Below are 21,069 nucleotides of genomic sequence, written 5' to 3' on the forward strand. Positions count from 1 at the left end.
CGCCTGCCCTGGGCCTGCTGCTCAGGCCAGCGGGAGCAAGCTCCCTCGCCACAAATGCAGGTTCCGATGCCCGATGACCTGAACGATTGAGCCCTGATACAAACCAAAGCTTTAAATCTATATGAGAATTACTATAAATTACGCAATTGAATCTGCCACTATCGTGCCATGTCCGTTTCAGGCATGCCGGGGTGGCACAGGGATAGCTGTCGCAGTCATTGCGCACGGGAGTCATGTTGGAAAACTACTATCGCGAACTGGTGTGTTTCCTGAACGCCAGGCTAGGCAACCGCCAGGCGGCCGAAGACGTGGTGCATGACGCTTATGTGCGGGTGCTGGAGCGCGCCAGCGATACGCCCATCGAGCAACCCCGTGCGTTCCTTTATCGCACCGCATTGAACCTGGTGATCGACGGGCATCGGCGCAACACCTTGCGCCAGGTCGAGTCCCTCGATGTCCTGGACAGTGAAGAACGCTTCTTCACGCCATCGCCCCACACCAGCCTCGACCATGGCCAGCGCCTGGACATGCTGCAACGCGCCCTGGCCGAGCTGCCACCGATGTGCCGCGAGAGCTTTCTGCTGCGCAAGCTCGAAGGCCTGTCCCACCCGCAAATCGCCGAGCGCCTGGGCATTTCCAGGGCGTTGGTGGAGAAACACATCGTCAACGCCATGAAGCATTGCCGCGTTCGTGTGCGGCAGTGGGACGCGACCTGATTCGTCCCTCGCCGGTCGCACGGCGGTAAATTTTTTTTCATTGTCCTCGTTCCACTCAACAGACGACTCGCCGGCGCTTGAAATGCCGGCCGGTTCCCCAGGCTTTCCGCGCCCTGTTGAGGGACTTTTCCAGAGGACACTGGACATGACACAGGCAATTGCATCGCCCATCGTTCACGACTTGATCGGCATTGGCTTCGGCCCTTCGAACCTGGCGCTGGCCATCGCGCTACAGGAACGAGGGCCGGTCCAGGGTGAACTGGACGTGCTGTTCCTCGACAAACAGGCCGATTATCGTTGGCACGGCAACACCCTGGTGACCCAGAGCGAACTGCAGATTTCCTTCCTCAAGGACCTGGTGACCCTGCGCAATCCCACCAGCCCGTACTCGTTCGTCAACTACCTCAAGCACCACGGCCGCCTGGTGGATTTCATCAACCTTGGCACCTTCTATCCGTGCCGCATGGAGTTCAACGACTACCTGCGCTGGGTGGCCGGGCACTTCACCGAGCAGAGCCGCTATGGCGAAGAAGTGCTGCGCATCGAGCCGGTGCTGCATGACCAGCAGGTCGAAGCACTGCGGGTGATTTCCCGCGGTGCCCAGGGCGAAGAGCTGGTGCGCGCCACGCGCTCTTTGGTGGTCAGTGCCGGTGGCACGCCGCGCATCCCCGATGCGTTCAAGTCGTTCCAGAACGACGCCCGGGTATTTCATCATTCGCAGTACCTGGCGCGCATGGCGAACCAGGCCTGCGTGAGCGGTCAGCCGATGAAGGTCGCCATCATCGGCGGCGGACAGAGCGCGGCGGAGGCTTTCATCGACCTCAACGACAGCTTCCCGTCGGTGCAGGTCGACATGATTCTGCGGGGCTCGGCCCTCAAGCCGGCGGATGACAGCCCGTTCGTCAACGAAGTGTTCTCGCCGGAGTTCACCGACCTGGTGTTCCAGCAACCCCACAGCGAGCGCGAGCGCCTGGTCAACGAGTACCACAACACCAACTATTCGGTGGTGGACATCGATTTGATCGAACGCATCTACGGGATTTTTTACCGCCAGAAAGTCTCTGGCATCGCCCGTCATGCGTTCCGCACCCTCACCACCATTGAGAAAGCCACGGCCACCGACGCGGGCGTGGAGCTGGCGGTGCGCAACAACGCCACCGGCGAGCTGACGGTACGCTGCTATGACGCGGTGGTGCTCGCCACCGGCTACGAACGCCAGATGCATCGCACCTTGCTAGAGCCGCTGGCGCAATACCTGGGGGATTTCGAGGTGGATCGCAACTACAAGCTGATCACCGATGAGCGCTGCAAGGCCGCGATCTATATGCAGGGCTTCTGCCAGGCCAGCCATGGCCTGAGCGACACATTGCTTTCGATCCTGCCGGTGCGCGCCGATGAGATCGCCGGCTCGCTCTATGAGCACGCAAGGCATCGTGGCCAGGGGCATTCGGTACGTGACCTGAAGCTGGCCACGGCTTAAGTCTCACCGAGCTTGCACATTCCTCAGGAAATTCTTGAGAAACTTCCTACACTCATCTTACGTCCCTCTCGGTAGCCCCGGGAGGAACGTAAACGGTTCGCTGTTCCCTCGCATTGGCAGTCCGAACCGATCAGCCGGTCGCTGAAGTAGCGTTCCGGGCCGATTTCGCCAAGCGAAACCTGATCGAATGATGCTGTTGCTGCGCACGGGCCTGGCGGCGATATGGCTGGGTCTATCCTGTATGGCGCCACAGGTGGGCGCTAAACCCGAGTCGCTGCAGGTGCTCGGACGATCCACTGTGAGCGATTATTCGGTGAGCCTGGACGAAGCCGACTGGGCCTGGCTGCGGCGCAAGGGCACGTTGCTGCTGGGCACCTCGGCACCGGATTATCCGCCGTTCAGCATCACCGGCAATGGCAACGATTACGAAGGCTTGACCGCTGACTACGCCCGGTTGATGGGGCAGTTGTTGCACGTCGAGGTGCGGGTGCAGCGGTACGCCTCGCGGGATGCATCGCTCCAGGCCCTGCGCAGCGGGGAAATCGATGTGCTTGGCACCGCCAATGGCTTCGAGGCCAGCGATCCGGGGCTGGCGATGTCCCAGGCCTATGCCGATGACATTCCTACGCTGGTGGCCAGGGTCGATGCCGGCGAGGAACTGCCCGCGGACCTGGCGGGCAAACGGGTGGCGATGCTGTATCACTACTTGCCCCCGGACAAGGTCGAGGCTTTTTATCCCGACGCCACTTTGCAGTTGTTTCCCTCGACCTTGAGCGCCATCGGCGCCGTGGCGTTCGGCCAGGCCGACGTCTACCTGGGGGATTCGATCAGCGCCCACTACCTGATCAGCAAGAACTACCTGAACAATGTCCAGCTGGTGGATCTTTCCCGCATGGAAGTGCAACCGTTCGCCTTCGCGGTCAGTCGTGGCAACAAGCAGCTGTTGCGCATCGTCAATGCCGCGTTACAGGCCATCCCCATCGGCGAACGCATGGGCATCCTGCGGCGTTGGAATGCCGGCGGGGCAAGCGTGCCGGGCCAGCAGGCGTTGCATTTCAGTGTGAATGAACAGCGCTGGCTCGATGCCCATCCGCGAATCAAGGTGGCTGTCAGCGAAAATTTCCTGCCGTTGACGTTTTTCGATGAGCACGGCCAACTCCGCGGCATCGGAGCCGATGTGCTGGCCAGGATCAGCTTGCGCACCGGCCTGAAATTCGACATCCAGCATGGCGATTCGGTGGATGACCTGGTCGGCAGGATCACCAGCGGCAAGGCCGACGTTCTGGCAACCGCGATCCCCAGCGCGGAACTCGAAGATGAGTTGCGCTTTACCCGTCCGTACCTGACGAACCCCTTCGTGCTGGTGGTGCCGGTCAAGGCGAATGACTCGCTGACGATGGATCGGATGGCCGGCAAACGACTGGCACTGGTGCGCGGGAACATGCTGCGCGAATACCTGCTGGAGCAGTTTCCCACGGTGCAGTTGGTGCCGGTGCAGAACCTGGCCGAGGCCATGTCCATGGTCGCCACAGGCGCGGCGGACGGCGCGATCAGTTCGCTGATCAGCGCTCGCTACATGATCTCTCGCCAGTACCGCGAGAAGCTGCAAGTCACCAGCACCGTCGGCACGGTGCCCGCCCGCGTCGCGCTGGCGACCAGTCATGACGCAGCGCAGCTCTATTCGATCCTGGACAAGGCGCTGCTGAGTATTTCCCCCGAGGAAATGGATGAGCTGACCAACCGTTGGCGCAGTGAAGTGGTAATCGATGACAGCTATTGGCTGCGTCATCGCACCGCGATTGTCCAGGGTTTCGCCATCGCCGCCTTGCTGTTGCTGCTGGCATTGGGCTGGGTTGTTTACCTGCGGCGCCTGCTCGAGCAATTGCGCGTGGCCAAGGCCAGCGCCGATGATGCCAACCGGGCCAAGACCACGTTCCTGGCGACCATGAGCCACGAAATCCGCACGCCGATGAACGCCGTGATCGGCATGCTGGAAATGGCGCTGAAAAAAGCCGAGCAAGGCGTCATGGACCGGGCCGCCCTTGAAGTCGCGTCGAGCGCCGCCCAAGGCTTGTTGGATTTGATCGGCGACATTCTCGACATCGCCCGCATCGAATCGGGGCGGCTGTCGCTGACACCTGAGCGCGCCAACCTGCGCACGATGGTCGAGGCCGTGGCGAGGATGTTCGAGGGCCTGGCCCGGCAAAAACAATTGAACCTGCGACTGGATGTGGACGCGGCGAGCAATCAGGACGTATTGATCGACCCGATGCGCTTCAAGCAGGTGCTCTCGAACTTGCTGAGCAATGCGATCAAGTTCACCGAGCAGGGCCACGTGCGCCTGGTGCTGCGAGCCGAACCGGGAAAGGGAGGGCAGCGCCTGGCCATCCGTCTGCGGGTCGAAGACACCGGCCGCGGAATTTCAGTCCACGACCAGCAACGCTTGTTCAGCCCCTTCGCTCAAGTCGGCGACAGCACCCAGGCGGCGCGCAGCGGTTCGGGGTTGGGGCTGGTCATCAGCCGCACCTTATGCGGCATGATGGGCGGCACATTGCTGCTCGATAGCGTGCCGGGACAGGGTACGCAGGTCGAGATCCGCCTGGAGTTGCCATTGCTTGAAACGGTGGGCGAAGCGCCGGTGGCGCAGACCGAGCCTGTGATGCCCGCACGGCCGTTGAACATCCTGGTGGTCGATGATTACCCGGCCAACCGGTTGTTGCTGGTCCAGCAAATAAACTACCTGGGCCACCGGCTGCGGGAGGCCGAAGACGGTGCCGAGGGGTTGCGGGCGTGGCGCGCCGGGCAGTTCGACGCAGTCATCACCGATTGCAACATGCCGCAGATGAGCGGTTATGAATTGGCCCGCGCCATTCGCGACGACGAGCGGGACCGAGGCCTGGCGCCGACCACGATTCTCGGCTTCACGGCCAATGCCCAGCCCGAGGAAAAGGCCCGTTGCCTTGCGGCGGGAATGGACGATTGTCTGTTCAAACCCATCGGCTTGAACCAATTGAACGCGCGTCTGGCATCGGTTGTGCCCAACGGTGCGGTGGAACCGCGTGTTGCTGACGCAGACTTCGACCTGACCAGCCTGGAACAACTGACCGGCGGCGACTGGGTTTCCACCCAGGGCCTGTTGCTGGAACTGATCGACAGCAATGGACAGGACAAGGCGCGGTTGCAGACATTGTTTTCGCGCCATGACGTGCCCGGGCTGTCCGATCTGGCGCATCGGATCAAGGGCGGGGCCAGGTTGATCCAGGCACAGCGCTTGATTGCCGCTTGCGAAATACTGGAAAACGCCTGCCGCGCGGGCGAAACGTCATCGCTCGCTGCTGCGGCGGATGAGTTGCACGAGGCGATGGAGCACCTGACTGGGCGGCTCCAGGCTTACATGACAAGCAAGCCCGTTGCGCAAGGCAACGCCGGCGCCATCGACCCTACGCGCGACCGGCATTGATAGAAAACGCACACTGCCGCAGGTCGACAGGCGATTTTTCTTCCTGTTTTTGAGATTTGTCCTACAGCGTGCCTAAAGACCTTCCTCTAGCCTGACGCGACTTAACGTTCCCGAGCCGGTTCGTACCTGCCGCGTTGCCATTGGAATGCCTGCCATGCCAAATAAAGCTCTACGCATCATGATTGCCGATCCTGAGCATTATCATCGACTGCAACTAGAACGCCTGTTTAATCACCAAGGCTATTTCCGCATCGCTCCGGTGAGCGACGTGCATGAACTCCTGACGTTGGTGGACTGCGGCTGTGAGCCGTTCGACCTGGTCATCGTCAATGCCAGCGTGGCGGATGACGCCTTGGACCTGCCCGGATTCTTCCTCGACAACCCTCTGGTTCGTCATGCTTTGATCTACAACGCCCAGCAGGGCACCCCGGCGACTCGCCAGCCTTTTCTCCAGGTAAGCAACGCCCGACTGCCCGATGCGATTTCCGTGCAGCGCTTGATGAAAAGCGTCGATCCAGCGGCCAACGAGCCGGTTCCGTCCTGGGCTCGCACCGTCGAACAGCGTCACGGAACCTGACGGCACCGTTAGTCCGCACTGTCAGATCTTACAGGTGGCTGGGTCAGCCATTTGTGTCACCGTCGATGCGGTCATGGCGTCGGCGCCGTTTGCATTGTCCCCGGGGAGTTGCCTTGAAAAACGTATTGATTGTGGACGATCACCCCGTCATCCGGGGGGCGCTGCGGCTTGTATGCCAGAACGAGGGATTCAGCCAGGTCACTGATGTCAGCGGCGTGGCCGATGCGCGGGCATGTATCAAGCAGGATATCCCGGACGTGGTGATCCTGGACCTGGTCATGAATGGTTTCGATGGCCTGGACCTGCTTGTCTGGATCACCGGCCAATTTCCCGGTTGCGCTGTGCTGGTGTTCACCTCCCAGGATGCCCAGCATTTCTGCAACCGCTGCATTTCTGCCGGGGCCAGGGGGTTCGTGACCAAGAAAAGTGACCTGAAGGAGCTGATAAAGGCCATCCACGCCTTGAAGTCCGGCTATTCCTATTTTCCGCAGATGTCCGTCAGGCTGGACTTTCAACAACGTTCCGAGCAGAAAGCACTCGAGAGTCTTTCCACCCGGGAGCTATCCATCCTGCGGATGCTGGCGATGGGCATGCGTGGCAAGGACATCGCCGAGACTTTGTTCCTCAGCCCGAAGACAGTCAGCACCTACAAGACCCGTTTGCTGGAAAAGCTCGGCTTGAGTTCCCTGGTGGGCCTGTCGGAATTTGCCAAGCGCAATCAGCTTTGAGCGTCAGAACCGAGTTCGCCCTTGCAGTGTCGATCGTCGTTCCGTAGGTAGAACGCTAAGGCCGGTTTTTGCAGTCTGGTGCGTTATTGGTATGGGTTTTAAGCTGTGTCCATCAAATCTCAACCTTTGATTTGGAGACGCAGCTTGAAAAAGATCATAGGCCTCTATACCAGTCCAAGGCCGCATTGGGTTGGCGACGGCTTCCCGGTCCGTACGCTGTTTTCCTACGACAACCTGGGCAAGCACATCAGCCCGTTCCTGCTGCTGGACCACGCCGGCCCCAGCGAATTCACGCCCACCACCGAGCGCCGTGGCGTCGGCCAGCATCCTCATCGTGGTTTCGAAACCGTGACCATCGTCTACCAGGGCGAACTGGAGCACCGCGACTCTACCGGCAGTGGAGGCAAGATCGGCCCCGGCGACGTGCAGTGGATGACCGCTGCCTCAGGAATCATCCATGAGGAATTTCACTCCGAAGCGTTCGCCCGGCAGGGTGGCTTCATGGAGATGGTCCAGTTATGGGTCAACCTGCCAGCCAAGGAAAAGATGGCGCCGGCCGGCTACCAGACCCTTCTCAAGCAGGACATTCCGAACATCACGCTAGAAGACGCGGCCGGCAGCGTGCGGGTAATCGCCGGGCGCTTCGAGGGGCACCAAGGCCCGGCGAAAACCTTTACACCCATCGACGTCTGGGATATCCGACTGAACGCCGGGAAAGAGCTGACCCTGGACCTGCATGACGGCCACAGCAGCGCGTTGGTCGTGCTGCGAGGTTCGATCCAGGCCAACGGCCGCGAACGGGTCGAAGCCGGGCAACTGGCACTGTTTGATCGGGTAGGCGACCAGTTGAGGGTGCAAGCCAACAACGACGCGGTACTGCTGTTGCTCAGTGGCGAGCCGATCGATGAGCCCATCGTCGGCCATGGTCCGTTCGTGATGAATAGTGAGCAGGAAATCCACCGGGCCTTCGAGGATTTCCATTCCGGGCGCTTCGGCCGGATGGATGGCTAGTCAAGCAGCAACGCGAATCCATTTTGGGGGTGATCTCTACAGCCGCTTGAATCTGTGCCAATCTTCGCCAATCGCCTTCCTGGAGCTGTCCCGATGCTCGCCCCGATCACCGACCATCCGCTGCTGTGTGCCCTGGCATTGCTCGTGCTCGATTTGCTGGCGTGGCGGCTGGTCAGTGCCGAACGGACCTACTGGAAAATCGGCGTGCGGCTGGCGATTTTCATGTTGTTCAGCATGCTGCTGTTCAACGAAGGCCTCAACCCCATGCAGACCGCACAGTGGGTCGACGACGTACCTCGGCACCTGGCGGCGACCGGCCTGCAGATTGCGTGGTGGTTGTTCGCCGCGCGAACCCTGACGGTGATGATCGGCGCGGTCATGATGCAACGGGTCGGCCATACGGGACGGCTGTTGCAGGATCTACTGGGGGCGGTGATTTTCCTGGTCGCTGTCATCGCGGCGCTGGCTTATGTGTTGGATCTGCCGGTCAAGGGCGTGCTCGCGACGTCCGGCGCAATGGCGATCATCGTCGGCCTGGCCTTGCAGAGCACCCTCAGCGATGTGTTTTCCGGCATCGTGCTCAACACCACCAAGCCCTATCAAGTCGATGACTGGATTTCCATCGACGGCACCGAGGGCCGGGTCACCGACATCGACTGGCGGGCCACGCGATTGCAGACCTCCCAGGGCAGCATGGCGGTGATTCCCAACTCCTTGGCGGCGAAAGCCAAGATCGTCAACTTCAGCCGTCCCAGCGACATGCATGGCTTGTCCATCAGCCTCCAGATCAGCCCGCATGCGCGCCCACAAAAAGTGATCGAAGCGCTGGAGCGGGCAATGATCGGCTGCCGGGCGCTGCTCGCCAGCCCGGCGCCCAGCGTCACGCTCAAGAGCGCCGGCAGCGCCGGAGCGGAATACGAGATCAGCGGTTTTGTGGCCTCGATGGGGCAAAAACGCGAAGTCCGCAACCAACTGTTCGATCTGGCGTTCCGGCATCTGCATGCATCGGGCGTGAGCCTGCTGTCTACTGGCGAAAGCGCGGCGGCCGTGGCGGTGTCGCGTCCTCGGGCATTGCTGGAAAGCTCCAGCATCTTTTCCACGCTGCGCCCGGACGAGAAAGACACGTTCAGCCAGAACATGACCCTGCAGACGTTCCGCGCCGGCGACGTGATCCTGGCGGCCGGAGAGGTCAGCGACCACCTGTTCATCATCGAGTCCGGCGTGGTCAGCGCGAGCCTCATGCGTAATGGCCAGCCCATCGAGGGCGGGCGCATGGGGCCGGGTGAAGTCATCGGCGAAGCCGGGGTCGTCGCCGAGCAAGCGGCGTTGGCGAGTTTCACCGCGAAGACGTTCTGCACCCTGTATCGCATCGAGAACAGTTACCTCAAACCCTGTCTCGAGGCCCGTCGTGACATCGGCGACGCCATGAAAAACCTGTTGGACGTACGCATCCACCTGGCTCAGAACCTGACCCGTGACATACCCAAGCCGGTCGCCAAGAAGCGCTTTCTGCAATGGTTGCGCAGCCGGGCCTGACCTATCTCCACCGGCAGGCAACGACGCTTCATTGGTCACTCGAACTTCCCCACAATTGGCTATTTGTCCTGCGCCAGTGCAGGGCTAACGTAGCGCCACACCCAATTGTTCAGGAGTTCCCCCATGCAACCGCGTATCGATTTTTATGCCGCTTCCCCTGATGCCTACAAAGCCATGCTGGCCCTGGAGAACGCGGTCTCCAGATTGGGCCTTGAAAAGTCCCTGATCGAGCTGGTGAAGCTGCGCGCTTCGCAAATCAATGGCTGCGCGTTCTGCATCGATATGCACACCGCCGATGCGCGCAAGGACGGCGAGACCGAGCGGCGCCTGTATGCCGTGACCGCCTGGCGCGAGGCGCCGTTTTTCACCGGCCGTGAACGCGCCGCGCTGGCTTGGACCGAAGCCCTGACGCGCCTGAGCGAGACCCATGCGCCCGACGCCGACTACGAGCTGCTGAACGAGCACTTTACGCCCAAGGAAATGGTCGACCTGACCGTGGCGATCAACGCCATCAACGGTTGGAACCGCTTGGCGGTGGGCTTCCGAAAAATGCCGGAGGTCTGAAAAGCGAGGTAATACCGGCTCCCACAAAGGGTAATCAACAGCCTCTCAGGCTCCAGTCATCCCGCGCCGGGAACTTCGCCCGTTTGATCTTCTTCTACCTACAACAGGCGGCGTCAGCCGTCTTTTGCAAAGGAGTCGATCATGCAAGTTCAAGTCAACAGCAACCATATTGAAGGCAGTGCCCGTTTGCAGGAATGGGTTGGCAGTACGGTGGTGGACGCGTTGCAGCGTTTCGAAGATCAGTTGGCCCGCGTCGAGATTCACGTCAGTGATGAAAATGCCCAGAAGGGCGGTGCCGCTGACAAGCGTTGCCAGATCGAGGCACGCGTACAGGGCCATTCATCATTGTCGGTCAGTCACAAGGCCGAGAGCCTGGAGCTGGCCGTGGAGGGCGCTGCCGAGAAAATGCTGCACGCGCTCGATCATCAGATCGGCAAGCTCAACCCCGCCGTCGAATCGATGGGCCGCGTGACCGCACCCGTCGATGAGGCGCCGCCGGAGATGGTGGACGCCATGCTGGAGGAGGACTTCCTCGAAAACCAAGAGGCTCGTGGTAAAGAATAAAGGAGACGATCATGACCGCTCATCAACCCTTCAGCCGGCAGGTGCTGGCCGAGCTCCTGGCGTTCGACGAACAGCCGAGCCTTTCGTTGTACATGCCCACCCATCGCACATTCCCCGAGCGTAGCCAGGACCCGATCCGCTACAAGAACCTGGTGCGTGACCTGCAAACCCAACTTGAACAACAGCACCCTGGCATGGACTGCGCGCCGTTGCTGGCTCCGTTCCTGGCCTTGGTGGAGGACCAGGGTTTCTGGAATTCCAACCGCGACGGCATCGCGGTGTTCGGTGCCCGTGACTATTTCAAAGTCGTTTCGGTGAGCCAGCGCTTGCCGGAATGCGCGTTCGCCAACAGCCATCCTTATCTCAAGCCGTTGTTGCGCCTGGTGCAGTCCACCGAGCGTTACCAGGCGTTGTGCCTGACCCGCAACGAGATCTGGTTGTATGAAGGTTCCAGCGAGCAGTTGGAAAAAATCGAGCTGGCCGATCCGGTCCCGCGCAACCAGAACGAGGCGTTGGGCGATGAGCTGACGTCGGGTGACCAGCAGGGCTTCCCCAATGGTTTCAGCCGCAGCGGCGAGCGTGGCGATGCGATGATGCATGAGTCCGCCGGTGGCGGTAAGCAGGACGAAATCAACCTGGATCGCGAACGGTTTTTCCGCGCGGTGGACAAAGCTATCCTGCAACATCACTCGCAGCCTTCGGGCCTGCCGATGATCCTGGTGGCCTTGCCGGAAAACCAGGCAGTGTTCCGTGCCGTCAGTCATAACCAGCACCTGCTGACGCAGGGTATCGAGGGCGATCCTTCGCGGTTGAGCGTCGAAGAGTTGCGGGTCCAATGCGCCAAGCTCATGGCCCACAGTCACGCCGACCAAGTGGTCGATAGCCTGAATCGCTATGGCGTCGCGGTCGGCCAGGGACGCGCCCTGGACAAGCTGGCCGACATCGCCAAGGCCGCTTGGGAGGGCCGTGTCGCGATGTTGCTGGTGGAGGCGGAGCGCCAGGTTCCCGGCCAGCTGGACCCGGACAAAGGCCGGTTGATCATCGACGAGACGGGCGATGAACAGGCTCCGGATGTGCTGGACGAACTGATCCTCGCGGTGACGCGTCAAGGCGGTGAAGTGGTCGTGGTGCCGCCCGAGCATGTCATGCCGACCGACACCGGGGCGGCCGCGGTGTGCCGGTTCTGACCGATACGTGAAGTAAGCCGAGCCCTGTGAGAGCTTGGTCGCGATGGCAGATTGTCAGTCATCCCTGGATGTCGACTGACCCGACGCCATCGCGAGCAGGCTCGTTCGAATGCGAAGCCTCTGGCACAGCGCATTCACCGGTTTACGACTGCTTCGCAGCCGAGCGGGAGCAAGCTCCCTCGCCACGGGGACATCTCAGGGCTTCAGACTTTCAACACCTTACCGCTAAACGCCACCGCCACCAGCGATAGCGCAATCAAGCCGAACGCGATGCCCAGGCTGCTGCCATGGGCGACGAAGCCGATCAATGCCGGGCCTGCGAGAATGCCGGCATAACCGATGGTGGTAATAGCCGGCACGGCGATGGCTTCGGGCATCAGCGTCTGTTTACCAACGGCCGTGTACAGCACCGGCACGATGTTGGAACACCCGGCACCGACCAATGCATAACCCAGCAGCGCGGCTTGCCACAGGGGCGCGACGGTCGCCATCAGAAATCCCGCGGCGGCCATCGTTGCGCCGTAAATGATCACCCGCTTGGCCCCCAGTCGATGCACCACCGAATCGCCCGTCAGCCGGCCAATGGTCATGGTCAAGGCAAACGCGGCGTAACCCAGCCCGGCATAGGCGCTATCCACTGCGCGTTCGGCGGTCAGGAACACGGCGCTCCAATCCAGCACCGCGCCTTCGGCCAGGAACACGATAAAGCACAGGATGCCGATAAACAGCACCACGCCGTGGGGAATGGCAAACGCCGGCCCAGCACTTTCACTGCCATAGGGCAGCAGGTGCGGCGCTGCCTTGAACAGCGCCACCAACAGCACGCCATTGACGACAAGCGTCGCCGCCAGCGGCGAAAGTCCCAGGCCGAGCAGGGCGCTCACACCGGCGGCGCCAATGATCCCGCCGAGGCTGAACATGCCGTGGAAACCCGACATCATGGTCTTGCCGCTGGCGCGCTCGACTATGACCGCTTGCAGGTTCACCGTCGAGTCCACGGTGCCGAGCCCGGCGCCAAACAGGAACAACGCCGCCACCAGCCACGGCAAGGAACTCATGGTCGCCAGCAATGGCAGCGCCAGGCAGACCAGAAGCGTGCCGCCACTGAGTACTCGACGGCAACCGAACCGTGTCGCCAGCGCGCCGGAAATCGGCATCGCCAGGATCGATCCGACTCCAAGGCATAGCAGCAGCAACCCGAGGGTGCCTTCGTCGAGGTTCGCCCGCACCTTGGCATAAGGCACCAGCGGTGCCCACGCGGCGATGCCGATTCCGGCGATGAGGTAGGCGACACGGGTGGACATCTGCTCCAGGCGCCCTGGAACAAAGGTAGGTGGAGGGGTGATAGCGGTCATGAATCGTCCTTGGCGTTCGTGCGGTGCGGTCAAGCGGGCAGGGAGGCGCCTATGCTTGCATATCCACTGACCGCACCGCGACCCCAACGTGCCAAGGCACTGGAGGTGTCCTGTCGGAACCCGCGCGAGTCATCGCGCCTGATACAACCTGAGGCTGATCACATGGTCAGCCTCCACCTCGAAATACACCAGGGCGGTGGGGAAGTCGGATTCTGCATCGAAGCATTCGACGACCACATTCCGGGCCGACGTTCCATGAACCGACAAGCGTAGGGCTTTGCGCAGCAACCGCTTGATCTGAGGTTGGACCGGGATGGGCGGACGGCCCTTGCGCACCCGCTCGCAAAAGTCCAGCGTCACTTCCCGGGGCGTGGGTGGCGGTGGCGAGGCGAGGCCCGCTTCTGCAAACAACCGATTGAGCTGATCGGCCGCGGAGACGGCTCGCGGAAAACCCGCGAACGCCGAGGCCTGTACCACCAGTTCAATCATCTCTCCCGGCGCCAACCCTGATGCGAGCCCGGTTTTCAAATGCACGCTAAGGGGAGGACCGACCATTCCGGCCGCCACGATGGCGGCCAGCGTTGCGCCTTCTCGCAGGCGCGGGTCGAGGCCGGGACGACTCTGCAAATGACCGTACACCACACCGACGGCGAGTTCGCCAAGCGCCGGAGCAGTGTGGAACAACGCGTCGAGGCGCGCGCCGCCGTCGGGTACCAGTTCGATGAAGTGTTTTCGGCCTTCGCTGTAGAGCTCTGCCATGGGCGTTGAGGTGCGCTTGTCTTTCATGATGAGTCCTTGTCCGGGCGTGACTTGCCTACGTTACGAGCTAGCCAGCCAAGTCGCACCTGTCGGACCTTACAGGTGACGCCCCGGTGTTTTGCGTGTACCAAACCGGCGTTGCAGCATTTCCATCGGCAGATCCGATTGGCGCTGGAGGATGTGCAGAACCGATGACAGGGTTATTGATGCTATATCCGTGTGTGCTCGGTCGGTGGATTGGCCTAGAGTAGCGACTTCCTCAGGCTTATTCCGGACCGACGCATGGCACAGTTCTACGACGCACGCGGCAATGTTTATGGAGTCGTTTCCCCGCAGCAAATCCGTGCCGAGGGGATCGATCTTCCGCCGTCTGCCGTCCAGGCAGCGCGAACGCGCCAAGCCTGGAGTTGTGCCGCGGTGCAGGCTTTTTGCGCATGGGCGCCGGGCGAAGCGCCGCCGGATGCCAAGGCCCATCGCAGTGATGGCCTGCTGATTGGCCCGTTCCAGGACGAGCCGCCATTCGATGTGTTGATCGTTAATACCGATGGAACGCTGGCCGAGCGCAGTGGCAATGGCTTGACGATTTTTTCCCTGGCCCTGCAAGAGCGAGGTCTGCTGCCGGAGGACATGGACTTTTTGCTAAGGGTCCATCACGACAAACCCGAAGGTGTCTCACCGCTGCAAACGACGGTTCGCGCCGCCGAGTTCGAAGGCGTGCAAGGGTTCTGGCTGGATCTGGGCAAACCGCTGTTCGGACCCCGTGCCGTCGCTGCCCAAGGGGTGGACAAAGTGACGTCCGGCCGGTGCGAAACAAGCCGGGTGCCTGCGCTTCATGCGTTGGATCCGGCGTGGGGCAATAGCCAGTTCGTGCGCATCGGCAACCCCCACTGCGTGACGTTGGTCGATGACGTGGAGGCATTGCCGAATCTTTCACAGATGCGCGCGCCGATGCTGTCGCAGAGCCTGACCGCCATTGCCTATGCCACCCCCGGCGGGGCGGGCGATCCTTGTCCGGCGGGGATCAATCTGCAATGGGCGTGGCGCGCGGGCGAAGGGCAAGTCGCGGCGCGGGTGTTCGAGCGGGGCGAAGGCCCTACCGCGTCATCAGGCACCAGCGCCAGCGCCGTGGCCAGTGCCGCCTGGCGGTTGGGGTGGGTGAGGGCGGGGGTGGTGAGGGTGGTGATGCCCGGCGGTACGGCGCCGATCCTGCTGGAGGAAGAGGCAGGCGGGCTGGTGCGGGTCAGGTTGTTTGGCGCGGCGCGGCCGATGACGTCTTCGCGAGCAAGCTCGCTCCCACAGTAGATCTCCAGCGGGCGCAGATTTCAGGTATCACACCAATCCACTGTGGGAGCGAGCCTGCTCGCGATGGCGTCAGCTCAGTCACATAGACATCAACTGACAGGCCCCAATCGCGAGCAGGCTCGCTTCCACAGTAGATCCCCAGCGGGCGCAGATTTCAGGTATCACACCAATCCCCTGTGGGAACGAGCCTGCTCGCGATGGCGTCAGCTCAGCCGCATAGATATCAACCGACAGCCCCCTATCGCGAGCAAGCTCGCTCCCACAGTAGATCTCCAGCGGGCGCAGATTTCAGGTATCACACCAATCCCCTGTGGGAGCGAGCCTGCTCGCGATGGCGTCAGCTCAGCCGCATAGATATCAACCGACAGCCCCCTATCGCGAGCAAGCTCGCTCCCACAGTAGATCTCCAGCGGGCGCAGATTTCAGGTATCACACCAATCCCCTGTGGGAGCGAGCCTGCTCGCGATGGCGTCAGCTCAGTCACATAGACATCAACTGACAGACCCCTATAGCGAGCAAGCTCGCTTCCACAGGTATAGGGGATTTCAGCTCAGCTGCGGCCCGAACTCTACCACCGGCATCTGCCGCTTCATCAGCACTTCGCCCTTGCGAATCGAGTAAAGCGGCAGGCCCTGGCTGCGGATCACTTCGTAGTCGCTGTCGGCCGAAAGGACCAGCAGGTTCGCCGGACGCCCAGGCTCCAGCCCGTAGCGCTCGCCCAGGGCCATGGCCTTGGCACTGTTGTCGGTGACCAGGTCCAGGGCGCTTTGCAGGTTGCGATAGCCGAGCATATGGCAGATGTGTAGCCCGGCTTCGAGCACGCGCAAGATGTTGCCATTGCCCAGCGGGTACCATGGATCGACGATCGAATCCTGGCCGAAACAAACATTCATTCCGGCTTCGAGCAGTTCATTGACCCGGGTGACGCCGCGACGCTTGGGGAAGTTGTCGAAGCGTCCTTGCAAATGGATGCTTTCAGTCGGGCACGATACGAAGCTGATTCCAGAGTGGCCGAGCAGGCGGAACAGCTTGGCGCAGTAAGCGTTGTCGTAGGAGCCCATCGCCGTGGTATGGCTGGCGGTCACCCGCGCGCCCATGTCGCGACTGCGCGCTTCTTCGGCGAGCACTTCGAGGAAGCGCGAGTGTGGGTCGTCGGTTTCATCACAATGCACGTCCACCAGGCAGCCGGTGCGCTCGGCCAGGTCCATCAGGAACTTCACCGAACTGACACCCTGGTCGCGGGTGTATTCGAAATGCGGAATGCCCCCCACCACGTCGGCGCCCATGCGGATCGCTTCTTCCATCAGCTCGCGGCCGTTGCGGTAGGACTCGATGCCCTCCTGGGGGAACGCGACGATTTGCATGTCGACCAGATGGCGGCTTTCCTCGCGCACTTCGAGCATTGCCTTGAGCGCCGTGAGCGCCGGATCGGTCACGTCGACGTGGGTGCGCACGTGTTGGATGCCATGGGCGGCCAGGGCCTGGAGAGTCTTCTTGGCGCGGGTCTTGGTGTCTTCTTGGGTGATGGTGGCCTTGCGTTCGCCCCAGCATTCGATGCCCTCGAACAGCGTGCCGCTCATGTTCCAGCGCGGTTCACCGGCGGTCAGTGTGGCGTCCAGGTGTATGTGCGGCTCGACGAAAGGCGGCACCACCAGGTTGCCTCCGGCATCAATGTCTTCGGGGCCCAGGCTGGGGGCTTCGGTCTGGCGGGCGATGCTGGCGATCAGGCCGTTTTCCAGGTGCAATTCATGCAAGCCTTCGCGGTTGCGCAGGCGGGCGTTGATGATGTGCATCAGGCGAATCCTTTAGAGGTCTTGTAGGGGCGCGTCAGCGGTGCGAGTGCCTGTTACGCCGATCAATAGCACATACGTTAGCGCGCCGGTGGCGATTCCTACCAGCGGTGCGATCCATGGCGAATTGAACGCCGCAACGGTGCCGACGGCATAGGCACCCAGCCCAGGCCAATTGAACGCAGGCAGTTGCGCCTGCGCCAAGCGAGGATAGCGCCCACGCCAGCGGAAGAAGAAGTCGGCCATGATGACCCCGCCAATCGGTGGAATCACGGTGCCGAGCAGGATCAGGTAAGGCACCAGCAAATCGTACATGCCCAGCAACGCCAACAGGGTGCCGATCGCGGCGCCGACCAGCGTGACCGCCCTGCGTCGGCGAGTGCGCAGCAGGTTGCAACCGGCCACGGCGAAGTTGTAGATGGTGTTGTCCTGGGTGCTCCAGATATTGAGCAGCAGCATTGCCATCGCGGCCATGGCGAAGCCCTGCAACAACAGGACTTCGACGACGTCGGGCTGCTGGTAGACGATGGCACCGTATGCGCCGATCAACACCATCAGGCCATTGCCCAGGAAAAAGCCGATCAGGCTCGCCAGCACCGCGACCTTCGCCGAGCGGGAAAAACGTGTCCAGTTGGTCGCCTGCGTGGCGCCGCTGACGAACGTGCCGAAAACCAGGGTGATTGCCGTAGACCAATCCAGATTACCCGTTGGCACAACCGCCAGCAGGCCATCGAGGCCGCCGACCTTCTGCGTCGCGACCCACATCGAGAGCATCAGCAACAACAGCATGGCCGGTACGGCGATGTACGACAGGATCTCCAGCCCGCGATAGCCGATATAAGCCGTGGCGCAGAATCCCAGGCCGAACAGCACCATCAGCCCCAGCACCGTGCCCTGGCCCAACTCGAAGTACTTGCCCAGCACCACCGCAGCGGTGGCCGTGCCCCAGGCGTACCAACCGATCTGGGTAAAGCCCAGGATCAGATCGCTGAGCTTGCTGCCTACTTCGCCAAAACAGAGGCGGCCCATCAACACTGAATTGAGCCCGCTCTTGAACGCGATGTAACCCAGGCCCGCGGCATAAAGGCCCAGCAACAGATTGCCGATGACGATGACGCCGAGCATGTCCGCGAAACCGAACGCCACGCCCAGCTTGCCACCGGCAAACATGGTGGCGGTGAAAAACGTAAAGCCCAGCAGCACCATGGCCGTGGAAGCCAGGCCCTTGCGTGCGCTCAACGGGACTTCACTCAAGGGGTAGTCATTACCGGGATCGTTCTGGGTCATGTGGCGGGTCCTTGCGGAGAGAGAAAAAGCGCAAGCGTGCAGCGGCCGTGCCAAGCGAGCGATCGCCGGTTATTTATAGACAATCCCGTTGGGTTGGGTGGGTTTCGAGGAACAAAAGTGGTGCAGGGATGGTTCACGTTGGAACACGGAGGGGCCGTGTGGGAGCGAGCTTGCTCGCTCCCACACCGTAAAGATTTCAGGTAGGGGAAAGCGGCCTTAAGAACCGCAACACCGCCGCGACGATGGCTTCCGGCGCATCCTCCTGAACCAGATGTCCAGCGTTCGGCACGGCCTGAAACAGCGCCCCCGGAATCATCTTGTGCAGCGCGCGGCCACGCTCGATGGGGATCCACTGGTCATCTTCACCCCACAATATCTGGGTCGGGCAGCGTACGCTGGGGTACAGCCCTTCGACCTCACGGGTGTAGCGCTCGTCCATCTGCGCAATCTGCCGGTAGAAGGCCGCCTGGCCCGGATCGCCAAGCCACGGCTTCACGTAGGGCGCCAGTTCTGCGTCGCAGATGTCTCGTTTCATCGCGCCGCGGACATAGGTCGGCACGATGGCGCGCTGGATGTAATCGGGCAGGCCGCTGAACGCCGCTTCATGCTGGCGCACATGCTGGACGAAAGGCGAACCCCAGGGCGACAGGGCCACCGGGTCGATCAGGGTCAGGCTTCGGTAATCCTTGCCATCGAGCAGATGTGTACGCAGCGCGGTGGCGCCGCCAAAGTCATGGGCCACTACGTCTGGACGCTCCAGGTTCCAGTGTTCCAGCAATTGGGCAAGCAGTGTGTTCTGCACGCCCAGGGACACGTCGGCGTCCGGTTGCGCAGATTGGCCATAACCCAGCAGGTCGAAGTAATGCACTTTGTGCGTGGCGAAGAAGAGCGGGGCGATGCGGTGCCACACATGGGAAGAAAAGGGCGTGCCGTGGACAAACACCAGCGGCGGGCCGTCGCCGTGGATGGCGTAGCGGACGGGGTGTCCGTTGAACTGGTAGACCTGATCCAGCGGCCAGTGAGTCATGATCGTATCCTCTCGGCATGTTTAAGCCAGAGAGCATAGACACAAAAGCTGCAGCTCCCTCGCCACAGCAGGTTTGGTTACTCCCCGTGATAGATGCAGCCGCTGGTGCAGGTCTCGTGGATGCGAATGGCGCTGAGTTCCGGCAGCAGCGGCTTCAACTCATTCCAGATCCACTTGGCCAGGACTTCGCTGGTCGGGTTTTCCAGGCCAGGAATGTCGTTGAGGTAGTTGTGGTCCAGGCGCTCGTAGAGCGGCTTGAAGATCGCCTTGATTTCCGAGAAGTCGCGAATCCATCCAGTGTGCGGGTCGATGTCACCGCTGAGGTGGATAGCCACCTTGAACGAGTGACCGTGAAGACGGCCGCACTTGTGGCCTTCGGGTACGTGGGGCAGGCGGTGGGCGGATTCGAAGGTGAATTCTTTGAAGATTTCCACAGGTTCAGGCTCTTTAAGGTAGCGGTCGCGAGGCAGGCGGCGGAGTTTATCAGGTTGATCCGTGTGATGCGCGAGCATGCTGACTAAAGGGTCAGCAAACGCTCGCCCCATCCACCGTTGGCCGTCAGTTCAAGGAACTCATCGCCGAGCCGGCGGCTTTCGTCCATCGCCGTGCGCCAGTATTTACGGCGGCTCGGGTCATCGCCCATGAAGCGCTTGAAGTCGTTGCGATCCGGCAGTTTGCCGTAGGGCAGGCGAGCCAGGTATTCGCGCGATGGCGCGAGCAACAGCACGTTCTGGAGGCGTTCGGCGTTGCCCCTGCGCCATGGCAGGCCCTTGTCGAACCAGCCGGGAATGACCCGATCGGTGAAGTGTGGATAAAGGACTATGTCGTCGCCGCTGTAGGGCAGGTCGAGGTGATAGTCCAGCAGACCGCCGTCGCGGTAGGTGCCGGCGCCGGCGCCGGGGAGGTCGCGCACGCCTTCCATTACCATCGGGATCGAGCCCGACGCCAGCAACGCCTGGCGCAGGTTATCGGCGGCCAGCGGCACGAAGCGCGACGGGAAGTCTGTCAGCGGATTCAGCGGAGGCGCCAACCGAGGATCGTGTACGATCAGCCGCTCAAAATGCCGCGACAAGCGTGCGCGGCCTCGCAAGTTGTCGGCAATCACCGATGACAAGCCCAGGCCCAGCCGGCCACGGTGGTCCAGTGCCAGCAAGCCGTGGCTCTTGACCACCATGATATTGAGCCGGTAGAGCGGGTTGTCGAGGATCGTCAGGTCCCGGCCTTCCAGCAGGTCGTCGAGCATGCGCTGGGAGCTTTGGCTGACGCCGGCCATGGTCACGCCTTTGGCGAAGCTCTGTTCGTTATACAAAGTGCCCAGGCGCCGGATACCCTCGGCGGCGTTCGGCAGACAGGCGCTGGCAAAGCGCCAGGAGCCAACCGAAGCCCCGATCAGCGACCGCTCTCGCGGCGCGGCGGGGAGCCATTCGCCGAACAGGGCCAGGTCCAATCCCTGGATGCCCAAGGCTTTCGGGCCACCGGCGGCACCCGGCAGGATGCCAACATCGGCGGCCTTGAGGCCCGCCTCGCGGATACGCTTGAAGGCGCGGGAGCCGGCCTTGACGGTGAGGGCTGGGAATTTGATATGGATGGCGGTCATACCGATCTCTGATACTGGCAAGCGATGAATTATAACGACACAAAACCCCGTAGGAACGAGCTTGCTCACGATAGCGTCAGCCCAGTTGCATCGATGGCAACGCAAAAACCGCTGTTGCCAGCAAGCTCG

18 protein-coding genes are annotated in these 21,069 nt (G+C 61.8%); 11 read left to right on the forward strand and 7 right to left on the reverse strand.

Features of this window, described 5'->3' with window-relative positions; translation table 11 throughout:
- Positions 1-233 precede the first annotated feature (233 nt).
- The 10 genes from J3P76_RS08480 (at position 234) to J3P76_RS08525 (ending at position 11,823) form a co-directional block, all read left to right on the forward strand.
- Positions 234-716: a sigma-70 family RNA polymerase sigma factor gene (locus tag J3P76_RS08480; RefSeq protein WP_420767837.1), complete on the forward strand. Its 483-nt coding sequence runs from the start codon at positions 234-236 to the stop codon at positions 714-716.
- Between the two features lie 145 nt (positions 717-861).
- Positions 862-2,196: a lysine N(6)-hydroxylase/L-ornithine N(5)-oxygenase family protein gene (locus J3P76_RS08485; protein WP_434676095.1), complete on the forward strand. Its 1,335-nt coding sequence runs from the start codon at positions 862-864 to the stop codon at positions 2,194-2,196.
- A gap of 187 nt (positions 2,197-2,383) precedes the next feature.
- The gene (locus tag J3P76_RS08490; protein ID WP_434701749.1) at positions 2,384-5,656 is read left to right on the forward strand and encodes a transporter substrate-binding domain-containing protein; all 3,273 of its coding nucleotides are present in this window, start codon (positions 2,384-2,386) and stop codon (positions 5,654-5,656) included.
- A 154-nt stretch (positions 5,657-5,810) separates the two neighbouring features.
- Positions 5,811-6,233: a response regulator gene (locus tag J3P76_RS08495; protein ID WP_434559854.1), complete on the forward strand. Its 423-nt coding sequence runs from the start codon at positions 5,811-5,813 to the stop codon at positions 6,231-6,233.
- A gap of 113 nt (positions 6,234-6,346) precedes the next feature.
- On the forward strand, positions 6,347-6,961 hold the full coding sequence (locus J3P76_RS08500) for a response regulator (protein WP_420767833.1): 615 nt from the start codon (positions 6,347-6,349) through the stop codon (positions 6,959-6,961).
- A 144-nt stretch (positions 6,962-7,105) separates the two neighbouring features.
- A complete protein-coding gene (locus tag J3P76_RS08505) occupies positions 7,106-7,972 on the forward strand; it encodes a pirin family protein (RefSeq protein ID WP_434676097.1) in 867 nt (288 codons plus the stop codon).
- A 93-nt stretch (positions 7,973-8,065) separates the two neighbouring features.
- On the forward strand, positions 8,066-9,508 hold the full coding sequence (locus J3P76_RS08510; RefSeq protein ID WP_420767831.1) for a mechanosensitive ion channel domain-containing protein: 1,443 nt from the start codon (positions 8,066-8,068) through the stop codon (positions 9,506-9,508).
- 123 nt (positions 9,509-9,631) lie between these two features.
- A complete protein-coding gene (locus J3P76_RS08515; RefSeq protein WP_434648405.1) occupies positions 9,632-10,072 on the forward strand; it encodes a carboxymuconolactone decarboxylase family protein in 441 nt (146 codons plus the stop codon).
- A gap of 141 nt (positions 10,073-10,213) precedes the next feature.
- Entirely contained in the window at positions 10,214-10,636 is a 423-nt protein-coding gene (locus J3P76_RS08520) for an HPF/RaiA family ribosome-associated protein (protein WP_420767829.1), read from the forward strand.
- Between the two features lie 11 nt (positions 10,637-10,647).
- A complete protein-coding gene (locus J3P76_RS08525; protein WP_434701750.1) occupies positions 10,648-11,823 on the forward strand; it encodes a hypothetical protein in 1,176 nt (391 codons plus the stop codon).
- 203 nt (positions 11,824-12,026) lie between these two features.
- Here the strand turns inward: J3P76_RS08525 and J3P76_RS08530 are convergent, their stop codons facing one another.
- The gene (locus tag J3P76_RS08530) at positions 12,027-13,178 is read right to left on the reverse strand and encodes an MFS transporter (protein ID WP_420767827.1); all 1,152 of its coding nucleotides are present in this window, start codon (positions 13,176-13,178) and stop codon (positions 12,027-12,029) included.
- 129 nt (positions 13,179-13,307) lie between these two features.
- Positions 13,308-13,964, reverse strand: coding sequence for a carboxymuconolactone decarboxylase family protein (locus J3P76_RS08535; protein ID WP_434559843.1), 657 nt, complete (start codon positions 13,962-13,964; stop codon positions 13,308-13,310).
- A gap of 255 nt (positions 13,965-14,219) precedes the next feature.
- Here J3P76_RS08535 and J3P76_RS08540 point away from each other — a divergent pair, with 255 nt between their 5' ends.
- Entirely contained in the window at positions 14,220-15,239 is a 1,020-nt protein-coding gene (locus J3P76_RS08540; protein WP_434701752.1) for a diaminopimelate epimerase, read from the forward strand.
- A gap of 545 nt (positions 15,240-15,784) precedes the next feature.
- On the opposite strand, the gene codA is transcribed toward J3P76_RS08540, so the two are convergent.
- From codA to J3P76_RS08565, 5 genes are all read right to left on the reverse strand, one after another.
- A complete protein-coding gene (gene codA, locus J3P76_RS08545) occupies positions 15,785-17,032 on the reverse strand; it encodes a cytosine deaminase (protein ID WP_434701753.1) in 1,248 nt (415 codons plus the stop codon).
- Positions 17,033-17,044: 12 nt separating this feature from the next.
- Positions 17,045-18,316, reverse strand: coding sequence for a cytosine permease (gene codB, locus J3P76_RS08550; RefSeq protein ID WP_434606909.1), 1,272 nt, complete (start codon positions 18,314-18,316; stop codon positions 17,045-17,047).
- Between the two features lie 196 nt (positions 18,317-18,512).
- Positions 18,513-19,343, reverse strand: coding sequence for an alpha/beta fold hydrolase (locus tag J3P76_RS08555; RefSeq protein ID WP_434701754.1), 831 nt, complete (start codon positions 19,341-19,343; stop codon positions 18,513-18,515).
- A 77-nt stretch (positions 19,344-19,420) separates the two neighbouring features.
- Complete coding sequence (queD, locus tag J3P76_RS08560; RefSeq protein WP_025212792.1) at positions 19,421-19,777, reverse strand: 6-carboxytetrahydropterin synthase QueD; 357 nt, start codon at positions 19,775-19,777, stop codon at positions 19,421-19,423.
- Positions 19,778-19,860: 83 nt separating this feature from the next.
- Positions 19,861-20,940 carry a patatin-like phospholipase family protein gene (locus tag J3P76_RS08565; RefSeq protein WP_420765667.1) on the reverse strand — a complete coding sequence of 360 codons (1,080 nt, stop codon included), beginning with the start codon at positions 20,938-20,940 and terminating at the stop codon, positions 19,861-19,863.
- Positions 20,941-21,069: the final 129 nt, after the last annotated feature.

It is taken from the genome of Pseudomonas sp. D1-36 (assembly GCF_051132205.1).
In the GTDB taxonomy this organism is placed as follows: Bacteria; Pseudomonadota; Gammaproteobacteria; order Pseudomonadales; family Pseudomonadaceae; genus Aquipseudomonas.